Source organism: Gordonia cholesterolivorans, assembly GCF_039531975.1.
Lineage (GTDB): Bacteria > Actinomycetota > Actinomycetes > Mycobacteriales > Mycobacteriaceae > Gordonia > Gordonia sihwensis.
Window position 1 is genome coordinate 14758 of record NZ_BAAARB010000009.1, and the last position, 17977, is coordinate 32734.

At 67.4% G+C, this 17977-nt stretch carries 18 protein-coding genes; 11 read left to right on the plus strand and 7 right to left on the minus strand.

The features are described from left to right. Positions 1 to 53 precede the first annotated feature (53 nt). From ABFX36_RS09910 to ABFX36_RS09920, 3 genes are read left to right on the plus strand one after another with little or no spacing between them, the layout of a single operon-like run. A complete protein-coding gene (locus ABFX36_RS09910) occupies positions 54 to 878 on the plus strand; it encodes a Cof-type HAD-IIB family hydrolase (RefSeq protein WP_346076145.1) in 825 nt (274 codons plus the stop codon). Continuing rightward, a complete protein-coding gene (locus ABFX36_RS09915) occupies positions 875 to 1600 on the plus strand; it encodes a YoaK family protein (RefSeq protein ID WP_346076147.1) in 726 nt (241 codons plus the stop codon). The genes ABFX36_RS09910 and ABFX36_RS09915 overlap by 4 nt, the downstream gene beginning before the upstream one ends. A 10-nt stretch (positions 1601 to 1610) precedes the next feature. Further along, on the plus strand, positions 1611 to 2546 hold the full coding sequence (locus tag ABFX36_RS09920) for a hypothetical protein (protein WP_346076149.1): 936 nt from the start codon (positions 1611 to 1613) through the stop codon (positions 2544 to 2546). A 14-nt stretch (positions 2547 to 2560) separates the two neighbouring features. Here ABFX36_RS09920 and ABFX36_RS09925 read toward each other — a convergent pair whose 3' ends face one another. The 4 genes from ABFX36_RS09925 to ABFX36_RS09940 form a co-directional block, all read right to left on the minus strand. Then, on the minus strand, positions 2561 to 3319 hold the full coding sequence (locus ABFX36_RS09925) for an amino acid ABC transporter ATP-binding protein (protein ID WP_346076151.1): 759 nt from the start codon (positions 3317 to 3319) through the stop codon (positions 2561 to 2563). 5 nt (positions 3320 to 3324) lie between these two features. Next, positions 3325 to 5070 carry an ABC transporter substrate-binding protein/permease gene (locus ABFX36_RS09930; RefSeq protein WP_346076153.1) on the minus strand — a complete coding sequence of 582 codons (1746 nt, stop codon included), beginning with the start codon at positions 5068 to 5070 and terminating at the stop codon, positions 3325 to 3327. Between the two features lie 164 nt (positions 5071 to 5234). Continuing rightward, entirely contained in the window at positions 5235 to 5570 is a 336-nt protein-coding gene (locus ABFX36_RS09935) for a histone-like nucleoid-structuring protein Lsr2 (RefSeq protein WP_006898253.1), read from the minus strand. 87 nt (positions 5571 to 5657) lie between these two features. Next, entirely contained in the window at positions 5658 to 6425 is a 768-nt protein-coding gene (locus tag ABFX36_RS09940; RefSeq protein WP_006898252.1) for a hypothetical protein, read from the minus strand. 1 nt (position 6426) lies between these two features. Between ABFX36_RS09940 and trhO the strand changes: the two genes are divergently transcribed. The 5 genes from trhO to ABFX36_RS09965 all read left to right on the plus strand — a co-directional run bounded on the left by trhO (position 6427) and on the right by ABFX36_RS09965 (position 11159). Further along, complete coding sequence (trhO, locus tag ABFX36_RS09945) at positions 6427 to 7284, plus strand: oxygen-dependent tRNA uridine(34) hydroxylase TrhO (RefSeq protein ID WP_006898251.1); 858 nt, start codon at positions 6427 to 6429, stop codon at positions 7282 to 7284. Then, entirely contained in the window at positions 7281 to 8375 is a 1095-nt protein-coding gene (locus ABFX36_RS09950; protein WP_346076156.1) for a CobW family GTP-binding protein, read from the plus strand. Before trhO ends, ABFX36_RS09950 begins: the two co-directional genes overlap by 4 nt. 148 nt (positions 8376 to 8523) lie before the next feature. Beyond that, positions 8524 to 9603 (plus strand): N-acetylmuramoyl-L-alanine amidase, encoded by a 1080-nt coding sequence (locus ABFX36_RS09955; protein WP_346076158.1) that lies wholly within the window; start codon positions 8524 to 8526, stop codon positions 9601 to 9603. Between the two features lie 21 nt (positions 9604 to 9624). Continuing rightward, positions 9625 to 10602 carry an SDR family oxidoreductase gene (locus ABFX36_RS09960; RefSeq protein ID WP_346076160.1) on the plus strand — a complete coding sequence of 326 codons (978 nt, stop codon included), beginning with the start codon at positions 9625 to 9627 and terminating at the stop codon, positions 10600 to 10602. Then, positions 10599 to 11159, plus strand: coding sequence for a nucleosidase (locus ABFX36_RS09965; protein ID WP_045538314.1), 561 nt, complete (start codon positions 10599 to 10601; stop codon positions 11157 to 11159). The genes ABFX36_RS09960 and ABFX36_RS09965 overlap by 4 nt, the downstream gene beginning before the upstream one ends. Before the next feature lie 38 nt (positions 11160 to 11197). Here ABFX36_RS09965 and ABFX36_RS09970 read toward each other — a convergent pair whose 3' ends face one another. From ABFX36_RS09970 to ABFX36_RS09980, 3 genes are all read right to left on the minus strand, one after another. Continuing rightward, on the minus strand, positions 11198 to 12328 hold the full coding sequence (locus tag ABFX36_RS09970) for a DUF6542 domain-containing protein (protein ID WP_062367783.1): 1131 nt from the start codon (positions 12326 to 12328) through the stop codon (positions 11198 to 11200). Positions 12329 to 12419: 91 nt separating this feature from the next. Further along, the gene (locus ABFX36_RS09975; RefSeq protein ID WP_006895774.1) at positions 12420 to 13499 is read right to left on the minus strand and encodes a DNA recombination protein RmuC; all 1080 of its coding nucleotides are present in this window, start codon (positions 13497 to 13499) and stop codon (positions 12420 to 12422) included. A 121-nt stretch (positions 13500 to 13620) separates the two neighbouring features. Next, a complete protein-coding gene (locus tag ABFX36_RS09980) occupies positions 13621 to 14151 on the minus strand; it encodes a methylated-DNA--[protein]-cysteine S-methyltransferase (RefSeq protein WP_006895775.1) in 531 nt (176 codons plus the stop codon). A gap of 179 nt (positions 14152 to 14330) precedes the next feature. On the opposite strand from ABFX36_RS09980, the gene ABFX36_RS09985 reads away from it, so the two are divergent. The 3 genes from ABFX36_RS09985 (at position 14331) to ABFX36_RS09995 (ending at position 17930) form a co-directional block, all read left to right on the plus strand. Continuing rightward, entirely contained in the window at positions 14331 to 15617 is a 1287-nt protein-coding gene (locus ABFX36_RS09985; protein ID WP_006895777.1) for an AI-2E family transporter, read from the plus strand. A 6-nt stretch (positions 15618 to 15623) separates the two neighbouring features. Beyond that, positions 15624 to 16703, plus strand: coding sequence for a redox-regulated ATPase YchF (gene ychF, locus ABFX36_RS09990; RefSeq protein ID WP_006895779.1), 1080 nt, complete (start codon positions 15624 to 15626; stop codon positions 16701 to 16703). A 225-nt stretch (positions 16704 to 16928) separates the two neighbouring features. After that, positions 16929 to 17930, plus strand: coding sequence for a quinone oxidoreductase family protein (locus tag ABFX36_RS09995; RefSeq protein ID WP_260868930.1), 1002 nt, complete (start codon positions 16929 to 16931; stop codon positions 17928 to 17930). Positions 17931 to 17977: the final 47 nt, after the last annotated feature.

Below are 17977 nucleotides of genomic sequence, written 5' to 3' on the forward strand. Positions count from 1 at the left end.
GCATCGGCCCGCTGGGTGCCTGAGGGCGGTGCCGTCGGCATTACCATCGAGACATGCTTGATGGGCTTCGGTCAGCGGACATCCGGATGGTCGTCGCCGACATGGACGGAACGCTGCTCGACGACGCCGGCCGGGTTCCCGACGCCTTCTGGCCGATCCTCGATGAGTTGACCGGACGCGGTATCGCGTTCGTCCCGGCGAGCGGTCGGCAGTACTACACCCTCGAGGAGATCTTCGCCCCGCACCGCGGCACACTCTCGTACGTCGCCGAGAACGGCAGCATGGTGATGCACGAGGGCAGTCTGTTGACGTCGTCGACCATCGATCCCGCGCTGGTCGCCTCGGTCATCGACACCGTCCGCGAGGCCGATCGGCACGGGCGCGATCTCCGACTGCTCGTGCACCGGACCGACGGAGCCTTCATCGAGTCCGACGACGCCGAGTTCGTCGTTCACGCTCGCCGGTACTGCGTTCGGCTGGAGCATGTGGCCGATCAGGCCCAGGTCGACGGCGATGTGGTCAAGCTCGCGATCTACGACTTCGCCGACGCGGAGTCGAGTGCCGCGGAACTGTTCGCTCCGCTGGTCGGCGACCACAAACTCGCCGTGTCGGGGAGCCACTGGATCGACATCACCGCGCCGGGGACACACAAGGCCACCGGTGTCCGGGAACTGCAGGCTCTTCTCGGCGTGGGCCCCGAGCACACGGTCGTCTTCGGCGACTACCTGAACGATCTCGAGATGCTCGAGGCCGCACGGTGGTCGTTCGCGATGGCCAATTCGCACCCCGACGTGCTCGAACGTGCGCGGTTCCGGGCTCCCAGCAACGTCGACGCAGGCGTGGTCACGGTGCTCCGACAGATGCTGGCCGGACGGTGAGGTCCGCGCATCGGCGGGAGATCGCGCTCGCGGTGACGCTCTCCGGAATCGCCGGTTACCTCGACGCGGTCGGCTTCTTGGAACTCAAGGGATCGTTCGTGTCGTTCATGAGCGGCAACACCACCGAACTCGCCACGCAACTCGGCACCGGTCGCCTCGGCGGTGCGGGCACCGTGGCATCGATCCTCGCCATGTTCTTCTGCGGTGCCGTGATCGGTGCGATCGCCGCGCGGTTCTGGGACGGCCGGACCACCGTTCTCCTCACCACCACCGTTCTGCTGGCGGCGAGCGCCCTGGCCTGTGTGTTCGTGGCTCCGTCGTCCGCCTTCGCGATCGGACTGCCCGCGGCGATGGGTGCGATGAACTCCACCTTCCTGAGGAAGGGCGAGGTGAGCATCGGCCTGACCTACATGACGGGGACGCTCGTGAAGGCCGGACAACAACTCGTCGAGGCGTTCACCGGCGGTCCCCGCATGCTGTGGCTCCGGAACCTGTCCCTGTGGTTCGCGCTCGCCGTCGGCGGAATGATCGGGGCGGCCACCCACAATCTGACCGGGCCGACTTCGGCCGTGTGGATCTCCGTCGCGGCGATGCTCGTCGTCACGTCCGCGACCGTCGCGGTGCGGCGACGGACCGGGAGGTTCGGCGTGCCGAGTGCCGGGCACGCGGCGCGCGAGACCCGCGTCGTGCACGATCCGCCGAGCCCGGATGAGGTTTCGTAGCATGAGTGGCATGTCATCGGACGCCGCAGACCTCGCCGCGAGACTCCTCGACGCTCACGTCGATTACGAGCGCCGCCGGCTCACCGACCCCGTGGCGTTCGCGGCGCTGGTGGAGGAGGAGATCACGGCGTTCCTCGACGCCGCAGACCAGCTGCCGCTCGAAGATGCCGTCTCCCGCGATCTGGTCAAGGCCGTCGCACGCAAGTACGCGATCGCATTCCCGGTCGACGGCGCGATCCCCGGTCTCGTCGGCACCGTCGCCTCACGGATCTACGAGTACTCGACTGGCGACGACACCCGGCTCGGTGACGTCCTCGAGAGGCGCCGTTACGAGGAACTGGCGGCCGGCGTCGCCGAGTTGGGTCTGTCGCGGCGGATGCTCAAACGCGTCCTCGACAGTCCGGCGACCGAGGATGCGTGCGTGGAGGCGATCCAACGGGCGGTCGACTCCTCCCGGATGCCGGGCCCGGTGGCGACCGTCGTCGATTCGATGGTCGAGCGAGTCGCGAGACACTGCGCTCGCACGGTGCTCGCAGCCAACCGCGCCGAAGCCGATCATCTCGTGCTCGACGCCGCTCGCGAGGTATGGCTCGCCGGCGCCGATCAGAGCGTCGGTGACGTGCGCGACGTGCTGAGCAGTTCGGATGTCGAAGACGCAGTGGTGCTGGTCTTCGAGTTCTGGCGTACGTTCCGCGAGACGCCGTTCTTCCGGGCGATTCTCGACGAGGGCGTCGACGAGGTCTTCGACACCTACGGCGCCACCTCGCTGTCGGATCTGCTCGACGAGTTGGGCGTGGGGCGCGACGACCTGGTGGAGGAGGCGATGCGGTTCGGTCCGCCCGTCATCGCACGGATCGACGCCGACGGGTTCGTCGAGGCGGCTCTGCGCCGCCGGTTGAGCCCGTTCTACACCTCTGCGGAGTTCGCAGCGCTGGTCGGCCGCTGAGGCAGTGCCCCGCGTCAGAGGATCTGCGACAGGAACGTCTTCAGGCGGTCGCTGCGCGCATCGGTGAAGATCTGTTCCGGTGCCCCGGTCTCCACCACCATTCCCTCGTCCATGAACACGACGTGGTCGGAGACGTCGCGGGCATAGCCCATCTCGTGCGTCACCACGATCATCGTCATGCCCTGTTCGGACAGATCGGTCATCAACGCGAGCACACCCTTGACCAGCTCCGGGTCCAAGGCGCTGGTGGCCTCGTCGAAGAACATGATCTGCGGATGCATGGCCAGCGCACGGGCGATGGCCACGCGCTGCTGCTGTCCGCCCGAGAGGGTCGAGGGCCGCGCGTCGGCCTTGTGCGCCAATCCCACCGACTCGAGTTGGGCGATGGCGAGCGCCCGCGCCTCGTCCTTGCCGAGGCCGAGCAGTTTGCGCGGACCGAGTTCCACATTCTGCGCCACGGTGCGGTGCGGGAACAGATTGAACTGCTGGAACACCATGCCGATCCGGCGGCGCAGTTGATCCGGGTCGTCCTTCAGGACGCTGCGGCCGTCGATCAAGATATCGCCCTGTTGCGGCTCGTGGAGCCGGTTGAGAACACGCAGGAGCGTGGACTTGCCCGATCCGGACGGACCGATGACCGTGGTGGTGGTGCCGGCCTCCACATGGATGTCCACGCCGCGCAGGACGTGGTTGTCGCCGAAGCTCAGGTGCAGGTCCTGCCCGGTGAGGGAGACCGCGGCACCGCGATCGACGAGGGGATGCGAGTTCGCCACGATGCTCACGCCTTTCCAGTGCGCAGACGGTTGTCGATGTAGTTGACGAGGTGGGTCAGCGGCACCGTCATCACGAGATACAGCAGGCCTGCGGCCAGCAGCGGGGTGAGATTGCCGCTGTTGGCGTTGAAGTCCTTGCCCACGGCGAACAGTTCCCGCTGCATCAGCGTCAGACCCAGGAAGTAGATCAGCGACGAGTCCTTGATGAGCACGATGAACTGGTTGACCAGAGCCGGAAGGACGCGTCGGACGCCCTGGGGGATCACTACCAGTCGCATGGATCGGCGGTAGGAGAAGCCGAGCGCCCGCGCGGCCTCCATCTGACCCGATTCCACGCTCTGGATGCCGGATCGGAAGATCTCGCCGATATAGGCGGCGGCGAGCAGGGCGAGGGCCACCGAGCCGAGCCAGAAGGGATTGCCGCCGGTCAGGTTCTTCACCACCGGCCCGAATCCCAGGCCGACCATCAGAATGACGACGACGGCGGGCAGGCCGCGGAAGATATCGGTGTAGACGCGGGCCGGCCAACGCAGCCACCGGCTGCGCGACATCCCGGCCATCGCCAGGAGCATGCCGCCGACGGTGCCCAGGATTCCCGACGTGATCGCGATCTTCAGGGTGTTCGGCAGACCGGTCTTGATCAGTTCGGGCAGTGCCTTGGTGAACTGTTCACCGCTGAAGAAGGTCTCGCGCAGTTGCTGCCACGTGCTCTTCGGCGCGGCGTCGGCGGCGTCGGTTTTCGGCTTGCCCTCATTCGCCTTCGCGATCGCTTCGAAGTCGGGCAGCACCGGCTTCGGCGCGGCCTTGGAGCCCGGCTTCCAGCCGTCCGGAAGCGGTCGCGGCGCCCAATCGCTGTACAGGCGAGCCCAGGTGCCGTCCGCGATGATCGCGTCGAGCCCGCTGTTCAGCGCGTCGACGAGCGGTTGATTGCCCTTGGCGACGGCCCACGCGGTGAAGTTGTTGATGCTGAAGGTGTTCTCCAGGATCTTCATTCCGTCTGCGGCCTGAACGGTGCCCTCGGCCTGCTGGCTCGGGGCCACCCATGCGTCGATCTGACCGGATTTCAGGTTTGCGTATGCGGTCGCATAGTCCGGGAACTTCACCGCGCTCAGCTTGAGGGTGTTCGTGACGTAGTCGTCCTGAACCGTGCCCTGAACGACGCCGATCCGGGTGCTCGGGTTGAGATCGCCGAAGCTCTGCACCCGGCCGTTCGCCGGGCCGGCCAGAGCGAAGTAGCCGAAGTCGTAACCGTTGGTGAAGTCGACGGTCTGGCGACGTTCGTCAGTGGTGGTGATCGACGACGATCCCACGTCGTACCGGTGCCCGGCGACCTGGGCGAGCAGGCCGGAGAACTCCGTGCCGATGAACTCCACTTTGAGACCGAGCTTGGCGGCGATCGCCTTGAGCATCTCGTTGTCCATGCCCGTGTACTGCTGCTGCGAATTCACACAGATACTGGGCGGCGCATCCGACAGCGTGCCGACCACCAGGGTTCCGGGCTTGATGAGGCCGAGCCTGGAGGTGTCGATCTCGTCGAGCGGCCGAGTCGACTCGGTGGTGAACCGGTCGGGGGCCGCAGCGGCGCTGGCGAGATTCGTCGGTGCGGCGGAGGCGCTCTCCACGCCGGGAGGTGAGCAGAGTCCGGAATCGTCGCTGGACGCCGAACTGGAGCAGGATGCCAGCAGCGCCACCAGCAGAGCGACGGCCAGCAGCGGCAGCCAGCGCCGGCGGGCTGCGGAAAGCAGAGTCATGATTGGACAGGGTAATCCGGCGCGCTGCTGATTCCGCAATTAAAACCACGGGGTGAGAAAACTCGGCCGCGGTGTAACGGACGGATCGGACGCCGATCGCAAAACGCCCCGGACCGGTCAGTGAGACCTGGTCCGGGGCGCTGTGGCCGACGCGTCGGCGAGTGTCAGTTCGCTGCTTCGTACGCCGCGATGATGTCAGCCGGAATGCGGCCGCGATCACTGACCGTGTAGCCGTTGTCGGAGGCCCACTGGCGGATCACGCGGGTGTTGGTGCGGCCACGTGCTGCGGTCGGCGCGGCGCGGCGAGCGGCGGCGCGACCGCCGGTGACACGAGATGCGGCGATGTACGTGGCGACGTGGTTGCGGAACTCTTCGGCATGCTCGGGGGAGGTGTCGAACTCGTAGTTCTTACCGTCCAGACTCCAGTGGACGGTTTCGTACTCGTCGAGTTCTGCGCCGTCGATATCGTCGACGATCTGGATCACGGTCTTCTTGGCCATCTGTGGTCCTCCGGTTGATTCGAGCCCGCCGCGCATGTCCTCACCCGAGTGCGCCGCGGCGTTTATCTGCGCTCAGCGTACACGTATTCAACGGGTCGGGACCACTGGTGAGGAATTGCGATTATCGACCGTCGGGCTATCGGCGTCGGAATCCAATCCGAGCAGTGATGCGGGGGCGCGTTCATCCGCCCTAATCGCACTGTATCCATTAGCGGTAATCGCGAAGCCGGTGCCGGAACTGGACTCTACGCAGTAGAGGTCGTCGGAATCGGTGAGACAGGCGAAACGGTCGACATTGATCGCACGACCGGAGCCGAGGATGCGTGACCGGAACAACACCGGATAACTGTTAGCGCACGCGCCTGCTTTCGGTCCGTTGGCGTCGAGCACCACGTAATCGGCCTGCCAATCGCACTCGGCGGTGGCGTCGGCGGCGCGTTTGGCACCTCGGACGTGCTCGCCGACGCACACCAGAGCATCGGCGCCGTTGTTGCCGGTGGAGCATCTCACGCCGCGGTCCGGCGTCGAGAAATGAAAACCGGAGACATCGGACGTCCGGCCGTCGGCCGAGGTGGCGCCGACCTGGAATCCGGAATTGCTGGCTCGAGGCGCCGCCTTGATGACGCGTTCATAGCTCCACGGAGCCTCCGTTCGGCGGATGCCGACCGTGCGGGACGCGGATGTCGGCGAGAGCGAAGGCGCCGGCGATTCGGTGCTCGGCGCATTCGTGCCCGGGATCACGATCTTGCTGGGTGATGCGTCCGTGCTCAGCAGCGAACACGACGTCAGGACCGAGACGCCGAGGCATACCAGGGCGACGAGGGGCAGGCGTGTTCGAGGTCCGTACCCTTGCACTGTGGCGACTCCCAAGATCGTGTTGTTCTACGTCTTCGCTCCGCTGCCGGACCCGGAGGCGATCCGACTCTGGCAACAGAGCGTCTGCGAGGCCTCCGGACTGCGCGGCAGGATCATCGTGTCATCTCACGGCATCAACGCAACAGTGGGAGGTGACATCCGCGACGTCAAACGTTATGTCCGTGCCACCCGGAGCTATCCCGCATTCAAAGACGCCGACATCAAATGGTCGGACGGAACAGGCGATGATTTCCCGCGCCTGAGCGTGAAGGTGCGCCCGGAGATAGTGACCTTCGGCGCCGCCGAAGAACTGCGTCTGGACGATCACGGTGTGGTCGGCACCGGTGTGCGTCTGGCGCCGGAACAGTTGCACGAGCTCGTCGACCGGCGCGGTGACGAAGTGGTCTTCCTGGACGGCCGTAACAAGATCGAGGCGCAGATCGGCCGATTCCGGGATGCGGTGGTCCCCGACGTCACCACCACGCGGGATTTCCTTCCGCTTCTGGAAAGCGGTGCGCTCGATCATCTCAAAGGCCGGCCGGTCGTCACATATTGCACCGGCGGTGTCCGCTGCGAGGTGCTCAGCGCATTGATGAAAGCTCGTGGATTCGACGAGGTGTATCAGCTCGACGGGGGAATTGTCCGCTACGGAGAACAGTACGGCGACAGCGGTCTGTGGGAGGGCTCACTCTACGTTTTCGACAAACGCATGAGAATCGACTTCAGTCCGGAAGCGGCGGTGATAGGGAAGTGCCTTCGCTGCGGTACTCCGACGAGCGATGTCGCCAATCTGCCGGACGGCGACGGTCGCGATCTGGCAGTGCTCTGCGCCGACTGCCGCGGTGAGCAGACGGCGTGACCGCATCCGCCGCACCGGTCGTGGTGCTCGCGGGATTCCTCGGCGCGGGCAAGACCACGCTCCTCAACCATGTTCTCCGGCACGCGGGTGGCCGGCGGATCGGAGTTCTCGTCAACGACTTCGGGTCCATCAACATCGACGCTCTTCTGGTCTCCGGACAGTCGGGCGGCACGCTCAGCCTTGAGAACGGATGTATGTGCTGCACTACCGATGCGTCGGATTTCGCCGAGACACTCGCCGGCCTGACCGCCCCGGGAAACGGCATCGACGCGGTCTTGATCGAGGCCAGCGGAATCGCCGAACCCAAGGCACTGATCCGGATGGTGCTGTCGGCGCGAAGCTCCACCGTGGCGTACGGCGGCCTCGTCTACGTCGTCGACGCCGCTCACTACGACGACACGATCGCCGAACACCCGCAACTCGGTGAGCATCTCGCGATCGCTGATCTGGTGGTCTGCAATAAGATCGATCTGCTCGCCGGCCAGGACGCCGTGCAATCGCTGATCGCGCGGCTTCGAATGATCAACTCCACCGCTCCGATCCTGCCGGTGGCGGACGCGGCGGTGGACCCGGAACTCTTCTTCGAGCCCGCTGCGGAGATCGCCCGAGACGACGGTCCTCGTCAGTTGAGCTTCGATGAACTGCTCCTCGCCGACGACCACGACCACCCCGACGACCACGACCACCCCGACGACCACGACCACCCCGAAGGCCACGACCACGGTCACGATCATCTGCACGCCGGTTTCGAGTCAGCGGCGCTCGAGACCTCCGCGCCGGTGGACCCTCGGCGCCTCGCGCAGTTCCTCGAACGCCCGCCCGCCGGCGCTTACCGGATCAAGGGAACGGTGCTGGTCGATCTCGACGGGCACCGCGACACCGCCTACACGGTTCAGGCTGTCGGAGGCTTCGTCCGAGTCGATGCCGGCTCGTGGCGCGGACGGACGCCGGGTACGTCACTCGTCGTCATCGGGGCGGGGCTCGATGCGGCGGCCACCCGCGAAGCACTCGACGGTCTCGTCGCGCCCGCCGATCCCGACGATGTGAACGGAATCCTCCATCTGACGCGTCATCTGGTCACAGCAACCTAACGATTCCCGGTGAGATCCGAGCCTGCGTTTGCCGTCTAGCCTCAAGCACTGGTTCACTGTTACCAAAGTTGTCTGTGTGACAGATGGTGTTTGGATCCTCGGAAGGAGAGTGGTGTGTGCGCCCCGTGCCCGCACACCCAACCCGCCCATGAATGCTGTACGTTTCCGCCGGCGTGCGCTGATCGCGTCGTCCGTCCTCGCGTCGTCTGTCCTCGTCGGAGGACTGCTGACGGTCGCGCCCACCGAAGCGGCGCCCAAGGCCGCGGCGCCCAAGAGTGGTGAGTTGGCGGGCAAGACGGTGTTCCTCGACCCGGGCCATCAGGGATCGGCGGCGGGCCACGATCTGGCGAAGCAGGTGCCGGACGGGCGCGGCGGCAAGAAGGACTGCCAGACCACGGGTGCCACCGCGGTCACCGGCAAGGCCGAGCACACGATCAACTGGGACGTCTCCCAGCTGGTGAAGGCCGCACTCGAGAGCAAGGGTGCCCGCGTGGTGATGAGTCGCAACGACGACACCGGCTGGGGCGGTTGCGTCGACGAGCGGGCGGAGGCCGCGAGCCGGTCGGGCGCCGCGCTGGCAGTGAGCATCCACGCGGACTCGACGAGCACCGGTGCCGATTCCAGCAAGACCGGCTTCCACATGATCGTGCCGACGCTGCCGATCCCGGACAAGACCGTCGACTCGGTGCAGTCGGGCGAGGGCCGCAAGGCGTCGAACACCCTGCGTGACGCTATGAAGAAGGCCGGCTTCGCCCCGGCCAACTACCTGGGCGCTGTCGACGGAATCGTGACGCGGCCGGACATCGCCGCGGTCAATCTCACGCGCGTGCCGGCGGCCTTCATCGAGATGGGCAATCTGTCCGATCCGGCCGAGGCGGCCGTCCTGTCGTCCCCGCAGGGGGCCACCAAGTACGCGGTGGCGATCACCGAGGGCATCTCGGCCTACCTCGACGGACACGCGGCCGCGGCCAATCCGACCGCACCGGCTCCGGACCCCGGTGCCCAGCCGAGTGCACCGGCAGCCGAGAGCCCGTCCGAAGGCACCGACCTGTCGGGGCTGAGCGGCGTGGAGGCGATCGGTCCGCTGATCGACAAGCTCGCCAAGGCCAAGAGCCCGCAGGAGGCGCAGCGCATTCTGATGACCGACGGCCAGGACGTCTCGGCCAACGTGCTCAAAGCGATCCTCGCGGTGGTCTATGCGGTGTTCGGCGGCAAGCTCCCGATCTGACGAGTGGACTAAGGTTGTGTCATGGGTCTCATGACATCGCTGAAACTTCCCAGCCTGCAGACCGTCCGGGAGCTGTTCGTGGTGCCGACTCCCGTGCCCTCGCTTCATGATCGCAAAGTGCTGATCACCGGCGCCGCCAGCGGCATCGGCCGCGCCACCGCGCTGGCGGCCGCCGACGCCGGGGCGCAGCTCGTGCTCACCGACATTCAGGCCGACGCTCTCGACGCGGTGGTCGCGGAGATTCTCGATCGGCGGGGCACCGTTCTCTACCACCGTGCCGGCGACGTCTCCGACTACGAGTGGGTGGCGGCGTTCGCGCGGGGCGTCGACGCGGAGGTCGGCGTGATGGACGTCGTCATGAACGTGGCGGGCGTGTCGGCGTGGGGGACGGTCGAGCGCTTGGAACACCGCCATTGGAAGAAGATGGTGGACGTCAATCTGATGGGCCCCATCCACATCATCGAGTCGTTCGTGCCTGCGATGGTCCGCCGCGGCACCGGCGGTCACCTGGTGAACGTGTCGTCGGCTGCCGGGCTCCTGGCACTGCCGTGGCACGCCGCCTACAGCGCCAGCAAGTTCGGTATCCGGGGCGTGTCGGAGGTACTGCGATTCGATCTCCGGCGCCACAACATCGGCGTCTCGCTGGTGTGCCCGGGCGGTGTGGCGACTCCCTTGGTCGAGACCGTCGACATCGTCGGTCTCGATCGCGGCAACACCGCCATCCAGCGCGAGATCGCGGGTTTCCACAAGATCGCGGTCACGCCTGAGAAGGCGGCATCGGCGATCCTCCGCGGAGTCACCCGCAACAAGTTCATGGTCTACACCTCGTTCGACATCCGGTTCGGCTACTGGTGGGCGCGGAAGTTCGCGCTTCCCTACGAGGTGGTGATGCGCATCGCGAACAACCGATTCGACTACTTGGCGCGCCTCAGCGACCTCGCCTCCGCGGCAGGTGCCGCGGACCGGACCGGAACCGCGGCGTCGCGGCGCGCTGAGTGAGCGCGCCGGACGGGGTGCTGGTGGTCTCGGCCACCCGCGCCGAGGCCGCGCATGTGCCGCCGGGGGCCGATCTGCTCATCACCGGTATCGGGAAGGTTCGCGCGGCCAGCAAGGTGACGCACCGGCTGGCTGTCGGTGACTACCGCCGGGTGATCAACATCGGCACCGCGGGGGCGCTGCGCGACGGGCGCACCGGACTCTTCACACCTTCGCGAGTCATCGAGCACGACATCAGTGCCGCGGATCTCGCCGCAATGGGCTATCACACGGTTGACGAATGGGACGTGGCGGGCGGCGACGGCAGCGTGCTGGCGACCGGGGACACATTCGTGAACGATCCGCTGCACCGGGACCGGCTCGCGTTGCGGGCCGATCTCGTCGACATGGAGGGCGCGGCGATCGCTCACGTCTGCGCCGAGTACGGACTGCCTCTCCGCGTGGTCAAGGTCGTCACCGACAATGCCGACGACTCGGCGTTCGACTGGCCGCAGGCCATCGCGGCCGCGGCACGCGACCTCGGCGACTGGCTCGACGGAAGTCGGTTCGGCGAGATCTGAGGTCTTCGACGCCCGGCCGGCTCGCGGTCGGGATCGACTCAGCGCTCGTCGGCGCCGGCCGTCAGGTCCTCGATCTGGCTCTTGTCCCGCAGCTGGCCCGCGGTGCGACGCGGACGGCCTTTGGGATCGCGCGGCGGGATGGTCTGCGGCGCGGCGCGGCGACGGGGTGCGTCGGCGGCTGCCGGCGAGGCGGCCGGAGCCGGTCGGGGCCGGGGCGCCGGGCGAGTCGGGGACGGAGCGGGGCTCTGCGCCGCTGCCGGCCGTCGCTGAGCGGCCGCGGGATCGGCGGAGGGCTTGGCGGCGGGCCGGGCGCCGGCAGCGCGCTGGGGCGCGGGCTTGGCCGGTGCGGCCTTCGACGCAGCAGCGGTTCGCGGGGCTGCGGGGGAAGTGGCTGCACGCTTGGTGGCCGCGTCCTTCGCGTTCGCGGAGCCCTTCGGGGCCGCCGCCGCGGCGGGCACCCGCTTGGTCGCGGCAGTTCTGCTCCTGGTCTCGCGCGTCGCTGCGTCCTTGGGCTGTGTGCCGGCCGCCGCGTCTCTCGTGGCCGTGCGTTTCGTCGCAGAGGTGCCTGCCGCACCGGTTCGCCGCGTTGCGGATGCCTTGGCCTGAGCGCCGGCCGCCGCCGGAGTGGCGGCGCGCTTGGGGGAGCCGGTCTTGCCCGAGGACCCGGAGCGGGGTGCGGTCTTCTTCGCGGGGGCGGCCCGCCGACCGGACTCGGCGGTGGTCGGACGCGACTTCCCGGTGAACTTGCCGAACACGGCCAGGCCCTGGGGGCGAGCCAGGAGCAATCGCGCCACCACAACGGCCAGGGTCAGGACGAAGGCCAGCAGGATCCATGGAAAGCTCGTCGCGATCGGCAGGATCACCTTCAGGACGATGTCCCGCATGCCCTGCGCGCTGTCGGAACTCAGGGTGTAGAGGGTGACGATGCCGACCACGAACGCGACCAGCGGCGGTTGTGCCGCCGCGGTGAACAGTGCTCGTTGCCGCACGCACAGTGCGGCCAGAACGCACCCGAGCAGGTAGCACACCTTGAACGCCCGGCCCAGTGACGATGACGTATCGGCGCTGATGACGGCGCCGAGAGTCGTGGCTCCGACGGCGATCAGAACGGCGCCCCACCAGGGCACACCCCGGATGGTGGGCAGGACGGACCGCTCGTCGGCGGGCACGGCAGAGCCGGCTAGCAAGCGCGAAAACACAACTAAACGGTACCGTTAACTCCGCCGATCGCCGTGATCCGAAGCCGTGAGTTTCCTGAATCTATCGGCTCGGTGATATTGATCTCACCACCGAATCGACGGGGCTGATCCCGTCGCTGACCCGCACCGACGGGTTGGCGGTACCCGAGAGGGCTTCCAGATCTGCGAGCTTGCGGGCGGTGACTCCGAGGCGACTGTCGATGGCTCCGACCGTCGAGTTGTACGACTCCACGGCCCGGCGCAGGGACGCACCGGTCTTCTCCAGGTGGCCGAGCACTTGGTCTATCCGCTGGTACAGCTGGCGACCGAGAGCATGAATGGTCTCGGCGTCCTCGGCGAGCGCATACTGACGCCAGCCCAGGGCGACGGTTCGCAGCAGGGCGATCAGGGTGCTGGGCGTGGCGAGCACCACGTCACGGGAGAACGCGTAGTCGAGGAGCCCCGGGTCGCCGCGCAGCGCGGATTCGAGAACCCCGTCGCCGGGCAGGAACAGAACGACGAATTCCGGCGACACGGGTTGTGCGGACCAGTACGACTTCGCGGACAGTACGTTCACGTGCGCCCGCACGGCCTGCGCGTGCCGGGCGATGACCTCGCGGTTGTCGGGGACTGCGCCGGAGGTCGATTCCAGGTACGCGTGCAGCGGCACTTTGGCGTCCACCACGATCCGTCGTCCACCGGCGAGTTGAACCACCAGGTCGGGTCGCACGGCCCGGTCGGCGTCCGACTGCCCCTGTACCTGCGTCGCGAAATCGCAGTGCCGCGACATCCCGGACAGTTCGACGATTCTTTCGAGTTGGATCTCGCCCCAGCGGCCGCGAACGTGCGGTGCGTGGAGTGCGCTGGCCAACTGGCTGGTCTGCTGGTGTAGTCGCTGCGAGGTCGCGTGCACTCCGCGCATCTGTTCGGCGAGGCCGGCGTAGGCGTGGGCACGTCCGGCCTCGCTCCGCCGCAGTTCCTCCGACAGCCGTCCGAGTGTCTCGCGCAGCGGACCCACCACGAGGTCGACCTCAGCGCCCAGCGACGGCCCGGGACGTTCGCCGCCGGAGTGATGTCCGCCCGTCGCCGTACCGCGGGCGAACCACCCGAGGAGTGCGCCGACGATGAGACAGAGCGGGCCGATGATCGCTGCTGGTGTCATGCCGCCATCTTGGCGCGAGCCTCTGACATCGATCCCGGGCGTCGATCCCGGCCTGGCAGCTCCCCGCCGGCTCGAGGCGCACGGGCTACTCGTCGTCCGGACCGCGGCGTCGGTGGCCGGCTCAGTCTTCGAGGTCGGGCGGCGGCTCCTCACGAGCGAGAAGGTTCCGCTTGAGATCGAGCCCGTAGCGGAACCCGCCGAGACCGCCGCTCGCCCTGGTGACGCGGTGGCAGGGAACGAACAGAGCGGCGGCGTTGCGCACACAGCATTGAGCGGCGCCGCGGACCGCTGCCGGACGCCCCGCGCGTTCGGCGAGCTGACCGTAGGTGACCGGGTATCCCGCCGGCACCAGCCGCAATGCCGACCACGCCGCGGCGATGAACGGGCCCGCGATCTGACGCACCGCGACACCGGACGGAGCGGCGAAGTCGCCGTCGTAGTAGGCGGTCACGGCGTCGGCGACCGGGCCCGCCGGGCGCCGGCTGAGCTGACCACCGCGCAATGCGGGAGCGATGAGCCCGGCGAGATACTCGGCCGACTCGGTCCAGCCGGCGGCGTGCACGGTGTCCGCGTCGTCGTACAGGACGGTGAACGGGCCGTCGGCGGTGGCGACGGTGGTCCAGCCGAGGGCTGGGGCGGTTGGCATGGTCATCGGACCTCCCGGTGTCGGCCGGCGAGGTGATGGACTCGCCGGGATCAGACTGACGTCTACTGAATTGGACGCACCGCACCGTGGTTCGGTTCCATTCCCGTCTCCCGGCGCGTACGACAGTCGGACGACCCCTCGCGCGGCGGACCGCGGATGTCGGAGGCGTATGTGAAGATTGGCGCGTGAGCGACCGAAACGACGAATCTTCGCCGGAACCCGACACCGGGACGAGCGACCGCGCCGACGCAGCCGCCGCGGAGCCGACCCCGGAGCGATTGCTGAACCCGGTCACCGGCAAGCCCTATCCGACGCGCGGCAGGGTGTTCCTGACGGGCCTGCGGTCCTCGTCCATCGTGTCCTTGCAGATGCTGCTGGTGATGGTGTTCCTGTTCGCGCTGCTGTGGGTGATGTCCAAGCTCTGGGTGATCCTGCTGCCGGTGATCCTCGGCATCGTCGTCGCGACGGTGCTGTGGCCGCCTGTCCGATGGCTGCTCTCGAAGCGGGTGCCGCCCGCGGCGGCGACCCTCGTGGTGCTGCTGGCGGCGATCGCGGTCATCGGCGGCGTCATCGGCGGCATCGTGCCGTCAGTCATCGACCAGGCGCCGCAGCTGGCCGATCGCGCCGTCGACGGTGTGCATCGGGTTCAGGAGTGGATCCAGGGTCCGCCGCTCAACGTCGGCGACGATCAGATCAATGCTCTCGTCAACGAGATCACCAGCAAGCTGCAGAAGAGTGCGACCACGATCGCCTCGGGTGTGTTCAGCGGCGTCGGCGTCGCGACCTCGGTGCTGGTGACGCTGTTCACGACCGTCGTCCTGGTGTTCTTCTTCCTCAAGGACGGGCCCAAATTTCTGCCGTGGCTCAACCGCACGATGGGGGCCGAGGGGGCCGTTCACATCAGCGAGATCCTGCGGCGGATGTGGGAGACGCTGGGCGGCTTCATCCGAACCCAGGCCATCGTCAGCTTCGTGGATGCGGCCCTGATCGGCATCGGCCTGGTGGTGCTCGACGTGCCGCTCGCGGGAGTGCTGATCGTCATCACGTTCATGGGCGGATTCATCCCGATCGTGGGTGCCTTCGTCGCCGGTGCGCTCGCGGTGCTGATCGCGCTCGTGTCGAACGGGCTCACTTCTGCCCTGATCGTGCTCGGAATCATCCTGGCGGTGCAGCAGTTGGAGGGCAATGTCCTCTCGCCGTGGCTGCAGGCCAAGTCGATGAACCTGCACGCGGTCATCGTGCTGCTGTCGGTGACGTTGGGCGGCAGTCTCTTCGGCATCACCGGAGCGTTCCTCGCGGTGCCCGCGGCGTCGTGTCTCGCCGTCGCCCTGAGGTACATCCTCGAACAGATCGGCAGAGCCGCGGGCGATGAGATAGCCGCTGAGGACGAGGCGGCCCGGGCGGCGCAGCAGGAGTCCCGCAAGCGCAGGCGCGGGCCGGGTAGGTCGGGCGCGCAGACGCAGATAGACTGACCTCCCGTGAGTCTTACCCTCGGAATCGTCGGCCTGCCCAATGTCGGAAAGTCGACGCTCTTCAACGCCCTGACCCGTAACGACGTGCTCGCCGCGAACTACCCGTTCGCCACCATCGAGCCGAACGTCGGTGTCGTGGAACTGCCTGACGCGCGGCTCGACCGGCTCGCCGAGATCTTCGGCAGCGAACGGATCCTCCCCGCCGTCGTGTCGTTCGTCGACATCGCGGGAATCGTCAAGGGCGCATCGGAGGGCGAGGGCATGGGCAACCAGTTCCTCGCGAACATTCGCGAGGCCGACGCCATCTGCCAGGTGGTCCGCGTGTTCTCCGACGACGACGTGGTGCACGTCGACGGCCGCGTCGATCCGCGCGCCGACATCGAGGTCATCGAGACCGAACTGATCCTGGCGGACATGCAGACTCTCGAGAAGGCGATTCCGCGTCTCGAGAAGGAGGCGAAGAAGAACAAGGACCAGGCGGAGTCGCTTGACGCGGCCAAGAAGGCGCAGGCGGTTCTCGACAGCGGCAAGACGTTGTTCTCGGTGAAGGACTCGTTCGATCTGTCGTCGGTGCGCGAACTGCATCTGCTGACCGCTAAGCCGTTCCTCTACGTATTCAACGCCGACGAGGCCGTCCTCACCGACGAGGCTCGCAAGCAGGAACTCCGCGACGCCGTCGCACCGGCCGACTGCGTCTTCCTGGACGCCAAGGTCGAGAGCGAACTCCTCGAACTCGAGGAGGAGGACGCTCAGGAACTCCTCGACTCGATCGGGCAGGACGAGCCCGGTCTGCGTCAGCTCGCCCGCGCGGGCTTCCACACGCTCGGTCTGCAGACCTACCTCACCGCCGGTCCCAAGGAGGCGCGCGCCTGGACCATCCGCCAGGGCGACACCGCGCCCAAGGCCGCGGGCGTCATCCACACCGACTTCGAGAAGGGCTTCATCAAGGCCGAGATCGTGTCGTTCACCGACCTCGACGCCGCCGGCTCGATGAACGCGGCCAAGGCCGCGGGCAAGGTTCGCATGGAGGGCAAGGACTACGTGATGGCCGACGGCGACGTAGTCGAGTTCCGGTTTAACGTCTAGCGATAATGACAGGCAGTCCGGTTCGCTGGTGACACCCTCGGGTCACCAGCGCCGATCTCGGCTGGGGCGACCCATCCACGCAGGCACTCGTTCCCGACACCGTCCTTCCAACTCAAGAGGATGCGGCATCAAGCCCGGGGCGCTGCACCTTCTGTGCGGCTTGCCCGGGTCCTCGACCACCATGAACATGGTTGAGGACGTCTACGCCGAGTGACGATCCGAGTGATGAACGGAGAGCAGATGACCGAGACGATGCGTGCCCTTGTGTCCGGACGCGGACCCGAGTGGATTCTCGCCGATGCGGCGCTTCCCGAGCCCGGTCCGGGCCAGGTGCTCATTCGCAACCGCGCCGCGGCGACCAACAACGCCGATCTCCCGATGCTGGCCGAGGCCGACCCCACCAGAGGCGGACACGGCCGTGAGTTCATCGCCGGATTCGAGTACGCGGGGGAGATCGCAGCTCTCGGAGAGGACGCCGGCGACTGGCAGGTCGGGGACCCGGTGATGGGCACCTTTCCGTCCGCGTTCGCGGACTACCTGATCGCGGACCACCGCTTCGTGCTGCCCCGTCCCGAGGGGTTGGCCGCGGACATCGCCTGCGCGTTGCCGACAGCGCTCCTCACCGAGTTCGGTGCTCTCACTGTCGCCGGGTTCGTGCCGGGGCGAAGTGTTCTCATCACGGGCGCGACCACCGGCATCGGCCTGGTCGGCGTGCAGATGGCGAAGGTGCTCGGCGCTTCCTCGGTCGTCGCGACCACACGTACCTCCGGCAAGCGTGAAGTTCTCGCCGGTCTCGGCGCGGATACGGTGATCGTCACCGGCGACGAGGACCTGACTCAGGCAACACTCGCCGCGACCGGCGGCAAGGGCGCCGACGTCGTCCTCGACCATGTCGCCGGCGAGACCTTCGCGCAATGCCTTCCCGCGACCGCCGAGGACGGTCACGTCGTCAACATCGGTCGCCTCGCAGGTCCCGCGTCCACGATCGACCTCGACGCGTTGTCCTACCGGCACCTGACCGTCCACGGCGTCTCGTTCGGGTTCTCCCGCGACTGGGAGACCGTGCCGATCCTCGAAAGTCTGAGCGCTGACGTGCTGCCCGCAGTCGCCCGCGGCGAGATCCAGCCCGTCATCGACTCCGTCGTGGACGTCGCCGACTTCCAGCAGGTCGCAGAACGGCTTCGTTCAGGGAAGGCGGTCGGCAAGGCCGTCCTGGTATTCGGCTAGATGTGGTGCGCCCGATGACCTCGTCACGTGAGCAGCACTCGACCCGC